The organism is Pseudomonadota bacterium, from assembly GCA_039818985.1.
Taxonomy (GTDB): Bacteria; Pseudomonadota; Alphaproteobacteria; order Sphingomonadales; family Sphingomonadaceae; genus Alterisphingorhabdus.
This window is the reverse complement of record JBCBSU010000001.1, coordinates 1,392,255-1,412,843: the sequence shown is the minus strand read 5'-3', so window position 1 is coordinate 1,412,843 and position 20,589 is coordinate 1,392,255. Positions and strand designations below refer to the sequence as shown.

The window sequence follows — 20,589 nt, the reverse complement described above, 5'->3', positions numbered from 1 at the left end:
TTACGGTGAAGCCTTAGGTCTATGGCAAATCAAGGAGATATATGATGGCAACAAAAGCAGTTACCGATGCCGATTTTCAATCCGATGTTCTGGGTGCGGAAGGCCCGGTTCTGGTCGATTTCTGGGCCGAATGGTGTGGCCCGTGCAAGATGATCGGTCCGGCTCTCGAAGAGCTGAGCGACGAGCTGGGCGACAAGGTGACCATCACCAAAGTCAACATCGATGAAAACCCCGATGCACCGGCCAAATATGGTGTCCGTTCGATCCCGACAATGATCCTGTTCAACAAGGGCGAGATTGTCGAGACCAAGCTCGGCGCGGCACCGAAAAACCAGCTCAAGGCTTGGCTCGAAAGCGCATTGCCTGCCTGAAATTATCGGGATGCTGCGATCAGGGGCCGCCGCTGAACAGCTTGGCGGCCTCTTCCCATAATTGCGGGCTTGATGTGCCCAGCATCCCCTTGCGTTCGTCACCGGGGCGATAGGCGCTGCCGTCCCAGCGCGCCGCTTTGCCGCCTGCCTCGTTGAGCAACAGCACTCCCGCGGCATGATCCCAGGGCAGAGTGCGCTCGAAAATGGTCAGATGGTGCTGCCCCTGCACCAGCAACGGATATTGTTCGGCCGAACAATTGGGAATGGGCACGATCTTGAAGCGTGGTGTGGCAATAGCCAGGGCGCGCTCACGCTGTTCAGTGGTCATATAACCAGTGGCAAGCGCAGCGCGTGGCCTGTCGGTGATGTTGGCGCTGATATAGACGCGTTTGCCATCAATATAGGCGCCGCCGCCGTGATGGGCATGACATAGACGTCGTCGGACCGGGTCATAAATCCAGCCAGCTATGGTTTCATTGTCCGCGGCAAGTGCGATCATCATGCCAAAAGGTGTGCGTCCGGCTGCATAATTGCCGGTGCCATCGATCGGATCGATGATCCAGGCTTGCCCCGATGCGATGCGCGTCAATAATGCCGGGTCCTCGGCAGCCGCTTCCTCGCCGACAATAGCCGCATCGGGCAGCAGCTTGGCCAGCCCGTCATGGAGCCTTTCTTCGCTTAGCCGGTCCGCTTTGGTGACAAGGTCGCCGGGCGCCTTTTCTGCAATGTCTTCATCGGCCAGATTGCGGAAATTGGGCATGACAATGTCATCCGCGACATTGCGTAACAGGTTCGAAACAGCGTTGTAGAGAGGGTGCATGCGGTCCGTCATCTCAGAGTCAGGTCCTAGCTGCGATAATCGGCGTTGATACTGATATAACCATGGGTGAGATCGCAGGTCCACACCGTCGCATGGCCATCGCCAAGACCGATATCGACGCCAAGCTGTACCTCGTCACCCTTCAAATGTTGTGCAACAGGGGCTTCGTCATAATCGGCAACGCCCTGACCCTCATGCGCAACCCAGTGGTCGCCGAAACGGATGGCCAGCCTGTCACGGTCCGCCGGCTGCCCCGCTTTGCCAACCGCCATGACCACCCGACCCCAATTGGCATCCTCTCCGGCAACAGCCGTCTTGACCAGAGGTGAGTTGGCAATGGCAAGACCGATTTTGCGAGCGCTGTCATCATCGACGGCACCGCTGACCTCAATTGTGATGAACTTCTGTGCACCTTCACCGTCGCGTACCAGCTGTTGCGCCAATCGCCGGCAGACCTGGTCAAGCGCTGCAGCAAAAGCATCTGCGCCGGGATCATCGAAGCAGGCGAGGGGCGTATTCCCCGCCTTGCCGGTGGCGAAGAGCAGCACCGTATCGCTGGTCGAGGTATCGCTGTCGACGGTGATGCAATTGAAACTGCACGCATTGGCCCGGCTCAGCAACTGCTGCAGAAATGCGGGGGCAATGGCAGCATCGGTGAAAATGTAACCGAGCATCGTCGCCATATCCGGCGCGATCATCCCCGAACCCTTGGCGATGGCAGACAAGGTGACATTGCGGCCATTGACAATGGCGCTGGCGGTGGCGCCTTTGGGGAAGGTATCGGTTGTGCCGATAGCCTCGGCGGCCTCGCGCCAGTTGCAGGGTGTTGCCATCAATGCGCTGTGTACGCCCGTTTCGGCCAGATCTTTAGGCAGCGGCACACCAATCACACCGGTTGACGATACAAACACGCTTTCGGGAGAACAATCGAGATGGCTAGCCACCTGTTCCATGATGGCTTCGACTGCGGCGCGCCCGCGCTGGCCGGTAAAGGCGTTGGAATTGCCGGCATTGACCACCAGCGCCCGCGCTGCTCCCTGTTTGACCTGTTCGCGGCCCATCTCGACCTCGGTCGAACAGCAGATATTGCGGGTAAATACCCCGGCGACGCTGGTGCCTTCATCCAGCTCGACATAGGTCAGGTCAGCGCGATCCCATTCCTTGTAATGCGCCCGGGCGACACGCAGCGTGACACCGTCAATGGCGGGCATTTCGGGAAAGGGCAGAGCAAGCGGCGATGTTTCCAGCATGCTGCCCTGATAACCACACAAGCCATTTCGGCAAGGGGCTTTGAAAACTTGTCGCTTTCGCATGGACCATTGCGGGCTTTGTGCCTATATGGGCAGCCATGCTGAGCAATGTTTCTCGCGCGCTGATCTGCCTGCTGGTGCTGCTGAATGGATTTTCCGCAGCCCATGCCACGCATCCGGATTCTGCGGTATCGCAAATGCTCAATGCCAGTGCAGAAACGCCACAGATGGTAACCGGCCATCTGCAATATCAGCAATTTGAGTCGCTTGGGGCCGACAGTTCGCACCGCACTGCAACGATGTTTGCCGTCTCGCCGCTGCCGGTTGTTGCCGGACCAGTCGGGTTTTTCGACACCCCGCTGCTGCGTCACGACGTCCTGCACGAATAGCTATTGGCGGCGGTTATCTGCCGCTCCTCCTGCTGCGACCGTCCGCCACAGATTGCGGATCACAACATATTTTCATATTCCAAGGAACATCCCCATGCTTGGTAGCATCGCCAAAAGTCTTTTCGGTTCGTCCAATGACCGTTACGTTAAATCGCTCGGCAAGATTGTCGACAGGATCAACGCGCTTGAGCCGCAGATGCAGGCGCTGTCAGATGAGGCGCTAAAGGCCAAAACCCAGGAATTTCGTGATCGCACCGCCAGTGGCGAGACGCTCGAAGACATATTGCCTGAAGCCTTTGCCTTGGTGCGCGAGGCTTCGGTACGGGTCACCGGCATGCGCCATTTCGACGTGCAGATGATCGGTGGCATCGTATTGCATCGCGGCGAGATTTCCGAGATGCGCACCGGTGAGGGCAAGACGCTGGTGGCGACGCTGGCCTGCTATCTCAATGCCATTGAAGGCAAGGGCGTGCATGTCGTCACCGTCAACGACTATCTGGCCCAGCGCGATGCCGAATGGATGGGACAAATATACGGTTTTCTCGGCCTGACCACCGGGGTGATCGTGCCCAATCTCAACGAGCAGCAACGTATTGACGCCTATGCTGCCGATATCACCTATGCCACCAATAACGAGCTCGGCTTCGATTATCTGCGCGACAATATGAAGCATGACCGCAGCCAGATGGTGCAGCGGCCGTTCAACTTTGCGATTGTCGATGAGGTCGACTCGATCCTGATCGACGAGGCGCGGACGCCGCTGATCATTTCCGGTCCGACCGATGACAAGTCGGAACTCTATGTCGCCGTCAACGAGATCGTCCAGCAGATCACCGAAGAGGATTATGAAAAGGACGAGAAAGCACGCAATATATCACTGACCGAGGATGGCACCGAGAAGGCGGAGCGACTGCTCGAAGCGGCAGGCCTGCTGGTCGGCAGCAACCTCTATGATTATGAGAATACGCAGGTGGTGCATCACCTCGATCAGGCGCTCAAGGCCAATGTGATGTTCAAGCGTGACACCGATTATATCGTCAAGGATGACAAGGTAGTCATCATCGACGAATTTACCGGGAGAATGATGGATGGCCGCCGCTGGTCCAATGGCTTGCATCAGGCGGTTGAAGCCAAGGAAGGTGTACCGATCAAGCCGGAAAACCAGACACTGGCCTCGATCACTTTCCAGAATTATTTCCGCATGTACCCCAAGCTGTCGGGCATGACCGGCACCGCCGCTACCGAGGCAGCGGAATTTTTCGACATCTACAAGATGAACGTCGTCACCATACCGACCAATGTGCCGGTGCAGCGGGTCGATGAGGAAGACGAATTCTACAAAAACACCCAGGACAAGTTCCAGGCCATTGCCAAGGCGATTGCCGAGAAGAACGCCAAGGGCCAGCCGATACTGGTTGGCACCGTGTCGATCGAGAAATCCGAATTGCTGTCGCAATATCTCAACCAGGAAGGTGTCAAGCACGAGGTGCTCAATGCGCGCCAGCATGAGCGTGAGGCGCATATCGTCGCCCAGGCCGGTCGTATCGGCGCGGTGACCATCGCCACCAATATGGCCGGCCGCGGCACCGATATTCAGCTCGGCGGCAATCTCGATTTCCGTATCACCGATGAGCTGGGCGATATGCCTGAGGGCAAGGAACGCGACACCGCCATCGACAGCCTGAAGGCCGAAGTGGCGGCGGAAAAGCAGCAGGTGCTCGACGCCGGTGGCCTGTTCGTGCTCGGCACCGAGCGGCATGAGAGCCGCCGCATCGACAATCAGTTGCGCGGCCGTTCCGGGCGTCAGGGTGATCCGGGCCTCAGCCGCTTCTATCTCTGCCTCGAAGACGATTTGCTGCGCATTTTCGGCCCCGATACGCTGTTTGCCAAGATGATGAACAAGAACCTTGCCGATGGCGAGGCGATCGGCTCGAAATGGCTGTCCAAGGCGATCGAGACGGCACAGAAAAAGGTCGAGGCACGCAATTACGACATGCGCAAGCAGGTAGTCGAATATGATGACGTAATGAACGACCAGCGTAAGGTCATCTATGAACAGCGCGCCGAGATCATGGACAGCGACGACGTCGCCGAGGACATAGAGAATATGCGCCTCGATACGGTCAACGCCATTGTCTATCGCAACTGCCCCGAAGGTTCCTATCCCGAGCAGTGGAATGTCGATGGCCTGAAGCAGGACATCGGGGAGATTTTCGCGCTTGAACCCGATATGGATGCGTGGATGGAAGAGGATGCGCTGGCGCAGGATGTCATCGAGGAGCGTCTGACCGAGCTCAGCGAAACTGCGCTGAAGGACAAGATCGCCAATCTCGACGGCGATTTATGGCGCGATATCCAGAAATCGATCATGCTCCAGGTGCTCGACCATAATTGGAAGGAGCATCTCTCCACGCTCGATGCACTGCGTCAGGTGGTGTTCCTGCGTGCCTATGCCCAAAAGACACCGCTCAATGAATATAAGCAGGAAGCTTTTGGCATGTTCGAGCGGATGCTGGAAGTGATCCGCGAGGAAGTGACCAGGACGGTGATGAACGCCGATTATCGCGTCGCCGAGCCGGAACCGCTGCCAGTGCCCGAGCTGCCCGATTTCCTGACCACGCATATCGATCCGCTGACCGGTGAGGATAACAGCAATGATATCGATGGCGGCACACGCGGCACCGTGGCGAGCACCTTGCCGCCACGACAAAGCCCGGTTGGCGTGATCCCAGGAGCCGGTGTGCTGGCCGCAGAGCCGGCCGAGGCAGGTGAGGGCAACCCCTATGCGCATATGAATATCAGCCGCAATGCCCCATGCCCCTGCGGTTCGGGCCGTAAGTACAAGCATTGCCACGGGGCGCTGTAACACATAGCTGAGCTTCATGGGTTACCATCCCAACCCGTTCTCGGTTGGGTGAAACCATCCGTGACACAATAAAATAATTATTGTTTTACGATAATTTATGTTATGACTGCACCCGCTCGCTGCTATGGAGGAGCGCAATGCGCATTGCCCGGCAAGACCTGATCTCTGCCTTGATCCGTCACTGGCTGAGAAATGGTTGGCTGTCGTTGTGGTTGCGTTTGTGGTTGATGACACCGCTGTTCCTGGTGGCCTGCACCACAGTTTCACAGCCTTCTTCTGCAGTGATGGCTGAATATCAGCTCGACAACGGCCTATGGTATGATGGCGAGCGTTTCGATGCCAGGACCGCCTATGTCGTCAATGGCGTTCTGCGCTTTTCTCCAGCGGGTAATATATCGGCACAACAGGTTATCGACCTTGCTGGAGGCCATGTCGTGCCGCCTTTCTGCGAAGCGCACAACCACAATATCGGTGGCAGCGTGGATGGCGTCGAAGAGGTGGCGCAAGGCTATCTCGATGACGGTGTCTTCTACGTGATGATGCCGGGATCCTTCGCCTTCTATCGTGAACAGATTGCGGGCAAGATCAATCGGCCTGACTCGGTCGATGTCGCTTTTGCCAATAACGGCTTGACAGGCTCGGGAGGGCACCCGCGCAAATTGCGTGAATTCCTGAAGCAACGCTTTGGCAGTTATCCCGAATTCACCAATGAGACGTTTCCCGACAAGGGCTATTTCGAGGCTGATACAGTGGAGGATCTCGACAGGAAATGGCCGCTGATTCTCGCCGAACGGCCCGATTTCATCAAGGTCATGCTACTCTATGCCGAGGAATATGAGCAGCGCAGGGATGACCCGGAATTTTATGGCAGTCGCGGTCTCGATCCTGCACTGTTCCCGGAAGTGGTGCGGCGCGCCCATCAACGGAATCTGCGTGTTGCGGTGCATGTCGAAACCGAATTCGATATGGCAACAGCGTTGCGCGCCGGAGCCGACATTATTGCCCATCTTCCTTCCTATGATGCGCCGGTGCGCATATCGGAAGAGACGATCAGGCTGGCAACAGAGACCGATGCGATACTCGTCACTACGCTCTCGCTCGCCAAACGCTTTGAGCAGCGCGATCCGGAAAAATATGCCGCAACGATAGCGGCCCAGCGCGACAATCTCGCCCGGCTCACCGCCGCAGGAGCGCGTCTGGTAGTCGGTAGCGACAATGTGAGGGACACATCGCGAAGTGAGGTGATGCATCTGCTTGGCTTGGGGGTATTGGATAACAGAAACCTGCTGGACATGTGGACTACGCGCTGCGCTGAAGCGGTGTTCCCTGATCGCAAGATCGGCCGTCTGCGGGATGACTATGAGGCGAGCTTCGTCGTGCTTGGCGGCAATCCACTAAGCGATTTCGCTGCGACTGGTGATATCCGCTTGCGCATGAAACAGGGCCTGCTGCTCGAGAGCCGCTAGGCTCTGTACTGCACTGCTCATCAGGGTATCGCTGCACTTTAAGGAAATGGCTCCCCGAGTTGGATTCGAACCAACGGCCGTTCGATTAACAGTCGAATGCTCTACCACTGAGCTATCGGGGAGTGGCTTCACGATTTCTCCGAAGCGAGCGGCCCTATAGCAACGCTCTTTCGGTTTTGGCAAGCCCTCAGACAACAAATTGTTCGGTGGCTATCCGGTCGTCGAGACTGTGCTCGGGATCGAACATCAATGTCAGGCTGCGGCGCGGGTCCTTGCGGATCTCGATCTCGCAGATGTCGCGGATTTCCTTCTGGTCGGCGACGACGCTCACCGGGCGTTTCGCCGGTTCGAGCACGCGGATGCTGATCTCGGAATTGTCCTCCAATATCGCCCCTTTCCAACGTCGCGGGCGGAATGGACTGATCGGCGTCAGCGCCAGTAATGGCGAACCCAGAGGCAGGATCGGGCCATTGGCCGAAAGATTATAGGCGGTAGAACCTGCCGGTGTCGCCACCAACACGCCATCGGCCACCAGTTCGGGGATTTTCACCCGGCGATTGACCGAAACCTCAAGTTTGGCGGTCTGGCGTGTTTCGCGCAGCAGCGATACTTCGTTAATTGCAGGATGCTGAACCGTTTCGCCGTCCATGGTTTTCGCGGTCATGATCAGCGGTACGACCTTGAGATGCTTCGCCTTGTCGAGGCGGCGCGGAAAGCGTTCGAGCGAATCCTTCCAGACATTCATCAGAAAACCGACCGTGCCGCGATTGAGCCCGAAAACCGGGATCATCCGATCGCTTGCGAGCATTGAGTGCAGCACCTGCAGCATGAAACCATCACCGCCAAGCGCAACGATACGTTCGGCCTCGTCAAGCGGGCACCATTCGAAGTTTTCGCGCAACATGTCGGCGGCTTCGGTGGCCTGTTCGGTCGAGGAAGCGACCAGCGCCGTCTTGCCAAGCATAATCAGGTCTCCGCCGCCATTCATGAAAAATCGAGAAATGCAGGCTATAGGGTAGTTCGATCATTTCGAACTGGCTAAGGCTATAGAAACATTGGACACATCTGTCGAGCATGGGCAAGGGGCTATGACCAGTGAGCGACAGCGTCCGGCAGGTGAGGACGGTAAACTGACTTCGGTATCTCTTCTGACCCTTGGTGACGCGCAGCCTGAACCGGAGGGTCTCTTGCAGTTGCAGGAACGTCTCGCCAAGGCCGGTTTTACCATCTGCGCGGACGGGGCGATGGCCGATATTACGCTGATAATAACCGGTGATCCACAAACTGCCGCGCAACATGTCGCTGCGTCATCCGTCATCGTACCGCTGCTGCTGTCAGGCACTGATGCTTCGGGTTCTGCGCCATGTCTGTTTATCGATGATGGTATGTCGCGGTTGCGCAAGGTCATTGAAGAGGCGCAGGTGAGAGCGGCGCGGCCGCATGGCGATAGGGCAGTGCCGCTGGCAGCGCACGACCGACGCGAAGCAGTGATCAAATGGCTGGACAATCATGGTGAGGAGAAGGCTCCTGCCGAAGCTTTTGCTCAAAGCTATGCCATGTCGATAGCGTTTCAGCGGCTGTCGCTGCTCAATGCGCAGACCGACCGGTCGAGTGTCGATGCACTGCTGTCGCGACTGCACGACCATATTCTGCGCTTTGCCCGTGACTGTTCCAGCCATGACATGGCGATTTTCCGCCATGACAGCGGCTTCTATCTGCTCGCCGAAACCCTGCGTGATCGGCGCAAATGGAACTGGATGGCGGAAGAAATCGTCACCATGCTGCACGATAACAGCCTCACTGCCGATTCAGGATTGTCGCTGGGGGCGCAGATTGCGCTGGCCTCGCGTCGGGCAGACGAGAACGCGGCGCCGTTTATTGCGCGCCTGGATGCTGGCATCGAAGAACTGAGCGATGATGTTTCGGCCCTGATCAAATGGGTTGATCGTGGCAGTGACCTGCCGCCGCCACATACCGCAAAACTGGAACACGACCTTGCCAATGCGCTGCAACAGGACGAAATTCTCGTCCGCTTCCAGCCACAATTTGCCATGAATAATGGCCATCTCACGGGTGCCGAGGCACTGGCGCGCTGGCAGCATCCGGTTCTGGGCGAATTGGGCGCGGCGACATTGTTCACCGTGGCCGAACGCGCCAATATGGTGCAGCCAGTATCGGCGCATATCCAGCGCAAGGCGCTTGAACAGGCGGCGACATGGCCGGCTGCACTGTCGGAGCTGCGGCTATCGGTGAATCTGACGGCACAGGATCTCGCCATTCCGGGCTTTGCCGAAGCGATGGAAAAGACCGTTGCTGCCAGCGGATTCGATGCAGCAAAGCTGACGCTGGAGATTACCGAAACGGCGTTGATCAGCGATCTGAAACGGGCATCGCGACTGTGCACGGAACTGCGTGATGGCGGCATGCGCGTTGCTATTGACGATTTCGGGACCGGCTTTTCCAGCCTGCTCTATCTGAAATCGTTGCCGGTGGATTATCTCAAGATAGACGGGGCGATCAGCCGCGATATCGAAGGATCGCCGCGTGACCAGACCATTGTGCGATCAATTATCGCACTCGGGCTGGCGCTTGACCTTGAAATCATCGCCGAGGGTGTCGAAAATGAGCCGCAGCGCGACCATCTCGCGGAAGAAGGTTGCCATTATTATCAGGGCTTTCTCGGCGGTGAAGCACTCGACAATATCACCTTTGTGAAGTTCGCGATGCGCGCGAATTAATCGGCCTTGCTGGCCACTCCTGCCAGACCGCGCGACAATTGCATCAGGCCGTTGAGCCGCGATTGCGGGTCGCGCCAGACACGGGCGATCATCAGTTTCTGGTCGGGCCGTATCTTGGCGACGCCTTTCAACCGTTCGACATAGCCCAACAGCCCCGGCACATTTGGGAAGGTGTCCTGGTGAAAGGTCACCACTGCACCGCGCGGGCCGACATCGATCTTTGAGATACGCGCTTTCAGGCAGTTCAGCTTGATACGGATAATCTTGAGCAGATTCTCGGTCGACGAAGGGATCGGCCCGAAACGGTCGATCAGCTCGGCAGCAAAGGCTTCGACCGCACCAGCATCTTCTAGTCGGTTGAGACGGCGATAAAGCGCCATGCGCAGACCAAGATCGGGGACATAATCCTCGGGGATCAGGATCGGTGCATCGACAGTGATCGAAGGCGAGAAGGCCTCTTCACGCATATCATCTGCGATATCGCCCGCCTTGGCTTCGATAATCGCGTCTTCGAGCATCGCCTGATAAAGTTCGAAGCCGACCTCGCGGACGTGGCCGGACTGCTCATCACCAACCAGATTGCCCGCGCCTCTGATGTCCATATCGTGGCTGGCAAGCTGAAAGCCCGCGCCCAGGCTGTCGAGATCGCTCAGCACCTTGAGGCGTTTTTCGGCAGTCTCGGTTAGCACCCGGTTTTCGGGCGTGGTGAAATAGGCATAGGCGCGGGTTTTCGAGCGTCCGACCCGCCCGCGCAGCTGGTATAGCTGACCCAGGCCGAAACGGTCGGCGCGGTGGATGATCAGCGTATTGGCGGTCGGAATATCCAGCCCGCTTTCGACGATAGTGGTCGACAGCAGCACGTCATATTTGCGCTCGTAAAAGGCCGACATCCGCTCTTCGACCACCGAGGGTGCCATTTGGCCATGAGCAGTGATCGGCTTGACCTCGGGCACCACCTCTTTGAGGAATTCCTCCATGTCACTCAGATCGCTGATACGCGGCACGACGAGGAAGCTCTGGCCACCGCGATAATGTTCGCGCAGCAGTGCCTCGCGCAGCACCACCGGGTCCCAAGGCATAACATAGGTACGCACCGCCAACCGGTCGACCGGCGGCGTCTGGATCACCGAAAGGTCGCGCAGCCCGGTCATCGCCATTTGCAATGTGCGCGGGATTGGCGTTGCAGTCAGTGTCAGGACATGCACCGTTTCCTTGAGCTGTTTCAGCCTTTCCTTATGGGTGACACCGAATTTCTGCTCTTCATCGATGATCACCAGCCCAAGGCGCTTGAAATCTAGCGACTTGGCCAGCAGGGCATGGGTGCCGATGGCGATATCGACAGTGCCATCGGCGATGCCCGCCTTGGTCGCCTTGGCTTCTTTGTCGGGCACCAGCCGCGACAGGCGTCCAACATTGACCGGAAACCCGCGAAAGCGTTCTGCAAATCCGGCATGATGCTGGCGCGCGAGCAGGGTGGTCGGGGCAATCACCGCAACCTGTAGCCCCGACATGGCGACGGCATAAGCGGCGCGCATCGCCACCTCGGTCTTGCCGAAGCCGACATCGCCGCAGACCAGCCGATCCATCGGCTTGCCCGATTCCAGGTCTTCGAGCACCTCGGCAATCACCCGCTCCTGATCCTCGGTCTCCTCATAGGGAAAGCGGTCGACAAAGCCGGCATAAGGCGTGGCATCGAGGCCGATACGCTCCGCGCTGCGCAGCGCACGGGCGGCGGCTGTTTTCATCAACTCGCCGGCAATGGCACGGATACGATCCTTCAGCTTTGATTTGCGCCGTTGCCATGCCTCACCGCCCAACCGGTCGAGCGCCGCTGCCTCGCCATCGCTGCCATAGCGGGTGAGAACATCGATATTCTCCACCGGTACATAGAGCCGGTCATCATTGGCGTAAGTCAGCGCGACGCAATCATGCGGGCTTTCGCCGACGGGAATGGAAACAAGCCCGTCATAGCGCCCAATGCCATGTTCGACATGCACCACCAGATCACCGGTGGACAGCGTCGCCAGTTCGCTGAGGAAAGTCTCGGCCTTTTTGCCCTTGCGGCTGCGGCGGACCAGCCTGTCGCCGAGCAGATCCTGTTCGGTCAGCAGTTCGAGCCGATCATTGGCAAAGCCGGTCTCCGCCGCCATGGTGAGTAGCGCCAGCTTGCCTTTCTGCGCGATGGCGAGTGCCCCGGGCCAATCGCTTGCGACCGCGATATCGACAACGCCATGTTCTTCCAGCAGGCCCTGTTTGCGGCTGCGCGAGCCGTCGCTGTAACTGGCAATGACCGTCGCCAACCCTTTTGCCCTGTTAGCGGCGATGTGGCTGGCAGCGGCGGAATAGATATTTCCCTGGGCTTTGCGGTCGGGGGCGAAATCGCGGCTTGGCGAGAAGCCCATATCGATGACGCTGTCACTTTCCGGCTCATGGAAAGGCGAGAACTGATGTGCCGGGGCCTCGGTGATCAGGGTGTCGAGTTCTTCCCTGCCGGTATAGAGCGTGTCGGGTGGCAGGGGACGATAGGTGTTGTTGTCGCGTTCCTGTGCGGCGATACGGCTGTCATAATAGTCGGTGATCGCCTCGAAACGTTGCTCCATGGCCATGGCGGTGCCATGGTCTCGCAGGATGATGTCCTCGTTGTCAAAATGCGCCAATAGCGGCTCGAGCCGCTCCTCGAACAGCGGTAGCCAATGGTCCATCCCTGCCATGGGGCGACCCTCGCTCACCGCCTGGTAGAGCGGATCACCGGTGGCTTCGGCGCCGAAGCGTTCGCGATAACGGCTGCGGAAACGGGTGATATTCTCCTGATCCAGCACCACTTCCGACGCCGGGAGCAACTGATAGGAATCAATGGTCTCGATGGTGCGCTGGGTCGCGGGATCGAACAGGCGGATGGTTTCGATCTCGTCTCCAAAGAAATCGAGCCTGAGACCATGGTCCGCACCCGAGGGATGAAGGTCAACAATCGAGCCACGTACGGCATATTCGCCAAAATCCGCCACGGTATCGGTGCGGCTATAGCCCAGACCCTGCAAATAGCGGATCAGTCCCTCGCGATCACACTCCTCGCCACTGCGTAGCGTTCGCGCCAGCGCACGGATCCGGAACGAGGTCAGTGCGCGCTGCATCAGCGCATTGGCGGTGGCGATAACCAGCTTAGGCCCTTTGTGTGGCCCTTGCTGAAGTGCATGCAGCGTCTGCAGTCGTGCCGCTGATACCGCTGCTGAAGGTGATGAGCGGTCATAGGGCAGACAGTCCCAGCCGGGCAGGGTGGCGATGGCAAGGCCGGGAGCTACCTGGCCGGCAATACGCGCGGTGGCTGCCATCGCTGCGTCATCTGCGGCGACAAAGAGAATGCGCGCGCTATGCTGGCGCGCCAGATCAGTGAGGATCAGTGGTATCGCGCCTGCGGGGCTGCCGCAAAAGGTCAGGGGCGCCGTTGCCGACGCTATTCGCGCATGCAATGTCATCGGCTCAGCTTCCGGGTATTTCGATATAGTCTAGGCGTTTCATCGCCACCATTTGCGGGCCGTCAAATTCAGCAGGTGTCGGCGCTGTGCCCATGGCCCAGGACATGATATCGACATCCTCGCAAGCGAGCAGCCGGTCGAACCACGCATGATCGGTCTCGTCCCAATCGGCGTGATAGCGATCGAAAAAGCCGCCAATCATGTAATCCGCCTCGCGCGTGCCGCGATGCCATGCGCGATAGCGCTGGCGCCGGACAGCTTCGGCGGTGATACGGGACATGGTCATGGCGCGGGCCTTCTCTGCTTGCATATCTTGCCGTCTTCAAGAGGCAATGCCATAGCGGCACTATGCACAAAGGTCATCCGCCGCGGCTTTATCGGGCTACATAGTCATGCGCCCGGCGATCCTCAATCCGCTATTTGTCGCTGTCGACAGCGTCAAAGGCATTGGCCCCCAGCTGATGAAGCCGCTCGAGCGGCTCAGTATCGCCACGCTGCGTGACCTGATCTTTCACCTGCCCAACGATTATCGCGCACGACATCATCTGGAAGCGCTCGATGAGGCGTATGTCGGCGACTATATTGTCATCGACCTGCTGGTAACCAGCGTGCGCGAATCTGCGGGTCGCGGGCCGACGCGCATTTTGGCCCAAGATGATACCGGTAATGTCATGGCGCTGGTGTTTTTCGGACGCAATGGCGGCTGGGCACGCAAGCAATTGCCGGCCAATGAAAAGCGTCGAGTATCCGGGCGGCTCGACCGCTATGGCGATATGCTGCAGATCGTACATCCCGATCATATTGGTCCGATCAACGAAGACGTGCGGGCAATTGAACCGATCTATCCGCTGGCCGAAGGGCTGACAGCCAAGAAAGTGCACGCGAGCATCGCGGAGGCGATGAAAGAAGTGCCCGAGCTACCCGAATGGATTGAGCCGGGCCTTTATGCACGCGAACAATGGCCAGGCTGGCGAGACGCGTTGCAGCTGGCGCATCAAGACCGGCATGAAAAGGCGCAGGCGCGGCTTGCTTATGACGAGATATTTGCCGGGCAATTGGCGTTTGCGTTGCTGCGCAAGAGTAATCGCCGCCAAAAGACGAGACCGCGTCCGGGCGACAAGCGGCTCACCGGGATGCTGCAACTACCCTATAGCCTGACCGGGGCGCAGCAGCGGTCGATTGCCGAAATTGCGGGCGATATGGCGAGCGAGACACCGATGCTGCGGCTGCTGCAGGGCGATGTCGGGTCGGGCAAGACGGTGGTGGCGGTGATGGCCATGCTGCAGGCTGTCGAAGCTGGTGGACAGGCGGTGCTGCTCGCCCCCACCGAGATACTGGCACGCCAGCATTATGACGGGATCAGTAGAATGCTGCACGGCCTGCCTGTGGAATTGGATATCCTCACCGGACGCGACAAGGGAAAGGCGCGTGAAGCCAAGCTGATGGGTGTTGCCGATGGTTCGATCCAGCTGATCATCGGCACCCATGCGGTGTTTCAGGATGCGGTGCTCTACCATGACCTTGCGCTGGCGGTCATCGACGAGCAGCACCGCTTCGGTGTCAATCAGCGGTTGTTGCTGGCGAAAAAGGGCAAGGCGCCACCGCATATGCTGACCATGACCGCAACGCCGATCCCGCGCACATTGACGCTCAGCCAGTTTGGCGAGATGGATGTGTCGCGGCTCGACGAAAAGCCTCCCGGCCGCCAGCCAATCGAGACGCTGGTGCTGGGAGAGAACCGGCTCGATGAACTCGCCAATGGTCTGGCCCGGCATCTCGAAGGCGGCGGCCAGGCCTATTGGGTATGCCCGCTGGTCAATGATAGCGACCAGGTCGATGCGGTGGCAGTGGAGACCCGTTATGCCATGTTGCAGACGCGTTTTGGCAACAAGGTCGGTCTGGTCCATGGTCAGATGCCGGCCGAGCGCAAGGATGTCGAAATGGAGCGCTTCGCCGCTGGCGACACAGGGATATTATGCGCCACCACGGTGATCGAGGTCGGCGTCGACGTGCCCAATGCGACACTGATGATTATCGAGAGTGCCGAGCGCTATGGCCTGGCCCAGTTGCACCAGTTACGCGGGCGGGTCGGGCGTGGTTCGGACAAATCGCGCTGTCTGTTGCTGCGCGGCGACAATCTCAGCGAGACGGCGCGAGAGAGGTTGGCGCTGATGCGGCGATCACAGGACGGCTTTTTGCTGGCCGAGGAGGATTTGCGGTTGCGCGGGGCAGGGGAGTTGCTCGGCACTCGACAATCGGGTGATGTCGGCTATCGCCTGGCCTCGCCTGAGCAGGTGCACGCACTGATCGGCACCGCGCATGATGATGCACGGCTGCTGACCGAGACCGATCCCGAGCTGACCTCAGCGCGTGGCGAGGCGGCACGTGTGGCGCTCTATCTGTTCGAAAGGGATTATGGCGTGCGCCTGCTGCGCGGCGGCTAGCGGTATTTTTTCGGCGACGAGCGCGGCTGCATTGCCTCGACCATTTCGGTGAATTCATTGAAGCGGATAATCCGCTCCAGCTGGAAACCCGAACGGCCGCCAAGCGACCAGATCATATGCGCTTCCATATTGCCGATCACCGGCAGGCGCAGTGAGATACGCTCACCCTTGCCCAGTGGCATTTCGCCCTCGGTCATGAAACCGTTGGCGGAGATATTTACGATATGGGTCTTGATGTCGCCCAATGTGCGATGTTCGGCAATCACCACATGATCGACACTGTGCCGCGCGCCCTGACGCTGATCAACGACGGAGAGGTTTGCGCCCTTGTTCATTTTTTCACCCTGCTGAATAACCGCACAGATTATCCGGCAAAGATGGAAATAAACGGTAAAGGCCGGTCAATAGCCTTTGGTAAACCGTTCAAGCTGTTATAATGGCGTGCTTTTTCTTGCCAACTGACAGTTTCCTATCAGAATCTTCCGGGGCCAGAATCAGCTTTTCGTCGGCGACTTTCTCGCTATCGATCTTTACGCCGCCACCCTTTATCAGCCGCTTCGCCTCCCCCTTGCTGGCGGCAAAACCGACCGCAACCAGCAGGTCAGTGATCGCCATGTCTTCGCCATTCATGGCGATTTTCGGCAAATCTTCACCGACACCACCAGCGGCAAAGGTCGCCTGTGCCGTCGCCGCGGCTTGCTTTGCCGCTTCTTCGCCGTGACACATCGCGGTTGCGGCATTGGCCAATGCCAGCTTGGCTGTGTTGATATCGGCGCCCTGAAGTGCCTCCAGTCGGACAATCTCGTCGAGCGGCAGATCGGTGAAAAGCCGCAAAAACCGACCGACATCGCGGTCATCGGTGTTGCGCCAGAACTGCCAGTAATCATAGCTTGAGAGGCTGGCCTCATTGAGCCATATCGCGCCATCGACCGATTTGCCCATCTTGCTGCCATCGGCCTTGGTGATCAGGGGTGTGGTGACGCCGAAAAGCTCGGTGCTGTCTATACGCCGCGCCAACTCTATCCCGTTGACGATATTGCCCCATTGATCCGATCCGCCGAGCTGCAATCGGCAGCCATGGCGGCGTGCAAGCTCGAGAAAGTCGTAAGCCTGCAATATCATATAGTTGAATTCGATAAATGTGAGCGGCTGCTCACGATCGAGTCGCAGCTTCACCGAATCGAAGGTCAACATCCGATTGATGGTGAAATGGCGCCCGACATCGCGCAGCAATTCGATATAGCCAAGCTGGCTCAACCAGTCGTCATTATTCACCAATATGGCGTCAGTTGGACCATCGCCAAAGCTCAGAAATCGTTCAAATGTCGACTGTATCGATTCGATATTGCTGGCAATATCGTCCTCGGTCAGCATTTTGCGGACATCATCCTTACCCGAGGGGTCACCAATCTTGGTGGTGCCACCACCCATTACGACAATCGGTTTGTGTCCGGCCTGCTGCACCCGGCGCAGCAGCATGATCGACACGAGATTGCCGACATGCAGCGACGGTGCGGTGGCATCGAAACCGATATAGGCAGGGATGCACTGCTGCGCGGCGAGGCGATCAAGCCCTTCCGCATCGGTAAGCTGGTGGATATAGCCGCGTTGATCGAGCAGGCGCAGGAGATCGGATTGGTATTCGGTCATAGGCCCGGCGGTTAGCAGGGAGAAGGCTCATGGACAATATGCTTCGGATGCAGCCACACCCGGATAATACAGGCCATGGCATCGAAGGGTTTAATGTCGGCTTTATTCTGGACCATAAAGGCAAATTGTGGTTGCGCTATCATGTCGATTGTGATCCTGGCCTGCTGGTTCTTCCCGATACGCATGGTTTAAAGGACAGGGCGGACAATCTCTGGAAGTCCACCTGTTTCGAAGCGTTTATGCGTGTTGCAGGAAGCGAAGCCTATGTTGAATTCAACTTTGCACCTTCAGGGCAATGGGCCGCTTATGCGTTTCGGAGTTATCGCGATGGCATAACCGACCAGCCGCTCTCGGTGCCGCCGGATATAGGTGTGGATGCCAGCGACAACCATATTGCAGTGGAGGTGGTTGTGCAGCTGCCGCATCACTTTATCGGCTCGGCTACAGATATGGCTTTGACCGCCATTCTCCATGAACAGCGCGGGGAAAAGTCGTTCTGGTCGCTGGTGCATCCCCAGGGAAAGCCAGATTTTCACCATCAGGCTTGCTTTGCGCTGAAACTCGCGCCACCGATAACATCATGACGTTGTTTGGAATTGATCGGCTGCTTGCCGAACCGGAACTGCGAGCGCCGCTCAGGGGCAAGCGGGTGGCGCTTCTGGCGCATCCGGCCTCAGTCACTGCAGAGCTGACGCACAGCATGGATGCGTTGATGGCCTGTGACGACATCAGCCTCACCGCCGCTTTTGGCCCACAGCATGGGCTGAAGGGTGACAAGCAGGACAATATGATCGAAACACGGGACGATACCGATCCGGTCCATGAAATCCCGGTGTTCAGCCTTTATGGCGAGGTGCGCCGTCCAACCGGCCAGTCCATGCACACATTTGATGTGATTCTCGTAGACCTTCAGGATCTTGGCTGCCGTATCTATACCTTTATCACAACATTGCTCTATATGCTCGAAGCGGCGGCGGAGCACGGCAAGTCGGTCTGGGTGCTCGACCGGCCCAATCCAGCAGGTCGCCCGGTTGAGGGGCTGACTTTGCGTGAAGGGCAGGAGAGTTTCGTCGGTGCCGCGCCGATGCCGATGCGCCATGGCCTGACCCTGGGTGAGATGGGGCACTGGTTTATCCGGCATTTCGGTCTCGACGTGGATTATCGCGTCATCGAGATGTCCGGTTGGCAGCCGGACGCCGCGCCGGGCTTTGGCTGGCCTGCGGATCGTGTCTGGGTCAACCCCAGCCCCAATGCGGCCAATGTCAACATGGCGCGGGCCTATGCCGGGACGGTCATGCTCGAAGGCACGACATTGAGTGAAGGCAGGGGCACGACCCGTCCGCTCGAGCTGTTCGGTGCGCCCGATATCAATGCGCGTGACGTCATGACGGCGATGGAGAACATGGCGCCTATATGGCTGTCAGGCTGTCATTTGCGCGAAATCTGGTTTGAACCGACGTTCCACAAACATGTCGGCACATTATGCCATGGCGTTCATATCCATGCCGAGCAGGGGTTTTACCAGCATCAGGCGTTCAGACCCTGGCGCTTGCAGGTGCTGGCATTCAAGGCGATTCGGCAGCTTTATCAAGATTATGCGTTGTGGCGCGATTTCCCCTATGAGTATGAGCTCGATCGATTGGCCATTGATGTCATCAACGGCGGCTCCGCTTTGCGCGAATGGGTGGACGATAGCGCGGCTGAGCCGGGTGATCTTGACGCCATAACATCACGCGATGAGCAGACATGGATCGAGACTATTGCGCAGCATCGGATTTATCCCGGGTAGAAGGATAAGACGTGGCGCATCACTTCGCTCCAACAGGACAGATGTAGCACGAGAAAAGCCAATGACACTGATCACAAATATGCGGCGCAGACATTTTCTTCAGCTTGGCGGAGTTGCAGCTCTCGGGACACTGTTGCCCGTTTCTCCCATATTGGCGCAGGACAGCTTGACGGAGCTGAGCAACATGGCCGCCAATGCAAAGCCGATAAGCGCGGCAGAAAGGCTGCAGCGCCTGGCAAAAGCGCAGCGGTTGATGCGCGAGCAGGGCATGTCGGCACTGCTGATCGAGCCGGGATCAAGTCTCGACTATTTCACCGGTGTGCAATGGTGGCGCAGCGAGCGGCTGACAGCGGCGGTGCTGGGTGCCGATGGCGCATTGGCGATAGTAACCCCGTTTTTCGAAGAGCCGAGCATTCAGGAAAGCCTCTCGGTTGAGGCTGAGATACTGACTTGGGACGAGCATGAGAATCCGCTGCGCAAGGTCGCCGACTGGCTGGCGCACACCGGCAATGCGTCAGGCAATATCGGCATTGAGGAAACGGTGCGTTTCTTCGCTGTTGACGGGCTTAGGCGTGTGATGCCCGATGCCGAGATTGTTTCCGGCTCACCTGTTATTCTTGGCTGTCGCATGTTCAAGTCAGCCGCCGAACTCGCTCTGATGCAGACGGCATCGAATATCACTCTGGCGGCCTATGCCTACACTCTGCCGCGGATTGAACGTGGCATGACACCCTCCGACATTTCTGCAATTATGAATGGTGCAACGCGTGCACTGGGCGGGCAACCGAAATTCGCTATCGCCTTGATTGGAGAGGCAGCAGCCTATCCGCATGGCTCTGATCAGCCGCAGGAAGTGAAGCCAGGCGAGGTTGTCCTGATGGATTGCGGTTGTGCGGTGCATGGCTATCGGTCCGATATTTCGCGCACCATTGTCTATGGCGAACCAAGTGCCAAGCAACGTCAGGTATGGCAGCATATGCGCAATGGACAGGATGTGGTGTTTGAGGCGGCGCAGATCGGTGTCCCGGCGGGCAGTGTCGATGATGCCGTACGCGCCTATTATGAGACGCTCGGCTATGGTCCGGACTACAAGCTGCCGGGCACCTCGCATCGCACCGGCCATGGCATCGGTATGGACGGGCATGAATCAATCAATCTCGTTCGCGGAGAAACGACCAAGCTGGCGCCGGGAATGTGCTTCTCCAACGAGCCCGGGATCTATCTGCCTGGCGAATTTGGCGTTCGCATCGAGGACTGTTTCTATATGACCGAGGATGGTCCGCGCTATTTCACCCAGCCATCAAGGGCGATCGATCAGCCCTTTGGCTGAGAT

16 protein-coding genes and 1 tRNA gene are annotated in these 20,589 nt (G+C 58.2%); 9 read left to right on the top strand and 8 right to left on the bottom strand.

Annotation, left to right across the window (positions count from 1 at the left end; all coding sequences use genetic code 11):
• The first annotated feature begins 44 nt into the window (after positions 1–44).
• Positions 45–371: a thioredoxin gene (gene trxA / locus AAFX04_06705; GenBank protein MEO1045110.1), complete on the top strand. Its 327-nt coding sequence runs from the start codon at positions 45–47 to the stop codon at positions 369–371.
• A gap of 19 nt (positions 372–390) precedes the next feature.
• On the opposite strand, the gene AAFX04_06700 is transcribed toward trxA, so the two are convergent.
• Positions 391–1,191 (bottom strand): inositol monophosphatase family protein, encoded by an 801-nt coding sequence (locus AAFX04_06700; GenBank protein ID MEO1045109.1) that lies wholly within the window; start codon positions 1,189–1,191, stop codon positions 391–393.
• Between the two features lie 26 nt (positions 1,192–1,217).
• Positions 1,218–2,441: a bifunctional glutamate N-acetyltransferase/amino-acid acetyltransferase ArgJ gene (argJ, locus tag AAFX04_06695; protein MEO1045108.1), complete on the bottom strand. Its 1,224-nt coding sequence runs from the start codon at positions 2,439–2,441 to the stop codon at positions 1,218–1,220.
• Between the two features lie 98 nt (positions 2,442–2,539).
• Between argJ and AAFX04_06690 the strand changes: the two genes are divergently transcribed.
• From AAFX04_06690 to AAFX04_06680, 3 genes are all read left to right on the top strand, one after another.
• Positions 2,540–2,830 (top strand): hypothetical protein, encoded by a 291-nt coding sequence (locus AAFX04_06690; protein ID MEO1045107.1) that lies wholly within the window; start codon positions 2,540–2,542, stop codon positions 2,828–2,830.
• 94 nt (positions 2,831–2,924) lie between these two features.
• Positions 2,925–5,696: a preprotein translocase subunit SecA gene (gene secA / locus AAFX04_06685; GenBank protein MEO1045106.1), complete on the top strand. Its 2,772-nt coding sequence runs from the start codon at positions 2,925–2,927 to the stop codon at positions 5,694–5,696.
• Between the two features lie 284 nt (positions 5,697–5,980).
• Positions 5,981–7,162 carry an amidohydrolase family protein gene (locus AAFX04_06680; GenBank protein MEO1045105.1) on the top strand — a complete coding sequence of 394 codons (1,182 nt, stop codon included), beginning with the start codon at positions 5,981–5,983 and terminating at the stop codon, positions 7,160–7,162.
• A gap of 47 nt (positions 7,163–7,209) precedes the next feature.
• On the opposite strand, the gene AAFX04_06675 is transcribed toward AAFX04_06680, so the two are convergent.
• A tRNA-Asn gene (locus tag AAFX04_06675) sits at positions 7,210–7,284 on the bottom strand.
• Positions 7,285–7,349: 65 nt separating this feature from the next.
• Complete coding sequence (locus AAFX04_06670) at positions 7,350–8,150, bottom strand: NAD kinase (protein ID MEO1045104.1); 801 nt, start codon at positions 8,148–8,150, stop codon at positions 7,350–7,352.
• Between the two features lie 100 nt (positions 8,151–8,250).
• Here AAFX04_06670 and AAFX04_06665 point away from each other — a divergent pair, with 100 nt between their 5' ends.
• Positions 8,251–9,900, top strand: a complete 1,650-nt coding sequence (locus AAFX04_06665) for an EAL domain-containing protein (protein ID MEO1045103.1) — start codon at positions 8,251–8,253, stop codon at positions 9,898–9,900.
• On the opposite strand, the gene mfd is transcribed toward AAFX04_06665, so the two are convergent.
• Together mfd and AAFX04_06655 are read right to left on the bottom strand one after the other, a co-directional pair.
• Entirely contained in the window at positions 9,897–13,373 is a 3,477-nt protein-coding gene (gene mfd, locus AAFX04_06660; GenBank protein ID MEO1045102.1) for a transcription-repair coupling factor, read from the bottom strand. The genes AAFX04_06665 and mfd overlap by 4 nt on opposite strands.
• Before the next feature lie 4 nt (positions 13,374–13,377).
• Positions 13,378–13,653 carry a succinate dehydrogenase assembly factor 2 gene (locus tag AAFX04_06655; protein ID MEO1045101.1) on the bottom strand — a complete coding sequence of 92 codons (276 nt, stop codon included), beginning with the start codon at positions 13,651–13,653 and terminating at the stop codon, positions 13,378–13,380.
• Positions 13,654–13,765: 112 nt separating this feature from the next.
• Between AAFX04_06655 and recG the strand changes: the two genes are divergently transcribed.
• Positions 13,766–15,817, top strand: coding sequence for an ATP-dependent DNA helicase RecG (recG, locus tag AAFX04_06650; protein MEO1045100.1), 2,052 nt, complete (start codon positions 13,766–13,768; stop codon positions 15,815–15,817).
• Here the strand turns inward: recG and AAFX04_06645 are convergent.
• Complete coding sequence (locus AAFX04_06645; GenBank protein MEO1045099.1) at positions 15,814–16,152, bottom strand: PilZ domain-containing protein; 339 nt, start codon at positions 16,150–16,152, stop codon at positions 15,814–15,816. The two genes, recG and AAFX04_06645, sit on opposite strands and share 4 nt — an antisense overlap.
• An 88-nt stretch (positions 16,153–16,240) precedes the next feature.
• Positions 16,241–17,467 carry a tyrosine--tRNA ligase gene (gene tyrS, locus AAFX04_06640; GenBank protein MEO1045098.1) on the bottom strand — a complete coding sequence of 409 codons (1,227 nt, stop codon included), beginning with the start codon at positions 17,465–17,467 and terminating at the stop codon, positions 16,241–16,243.
• Positions 17,468–17,496: 29 nt separating this feature from the next.
• On the opposite strand from tyrS, the gene AAFX04_06635 reads away from it, so the two are divergent.
• From AAFX04_06635 to AAFX04_06625, 3 genes are all read left to right on the top strand, one after another.
• On the top strand, positions 17,497–18,051 hold the full coding sequence (locus tag AAFX04_06635; protein MEO1045097.1) for a DOMON-like domain-containing protein: 555 nt from the start codon (positions 17,497–17,499) through the stop codon (positions 18,049–18,051).
• Complete coding sequence (locus AAFX04_06630; protein MEO1045096.1) at positions 18,048–19,256, top strand: DUF1343 domain-containing protein; 1,209 nt, start codon at positions 18,048–18,050, stop codon at positions 19,254–19,256. The genes AAFX04_06635 and AAFX04_06630 overlap by 4 nt, the downstream gene beginning before the upstream one ends.
• A 79-nt stretch (positions 19,257–19,335) precedes the next feature.
• On the top strand, positions 19,336–20,586 hold the full coding sequence (locus AAFX04_06625; protein ID MEO1045095.1) for a Xaa-Pro peptidase family protein: 1,251 nt from the start codon (positions 19,336–19,338) through the stop codon (positions 20,584–20,586).
• Positions 20,587–20,589: the final 3 nt, after the last annotated feature.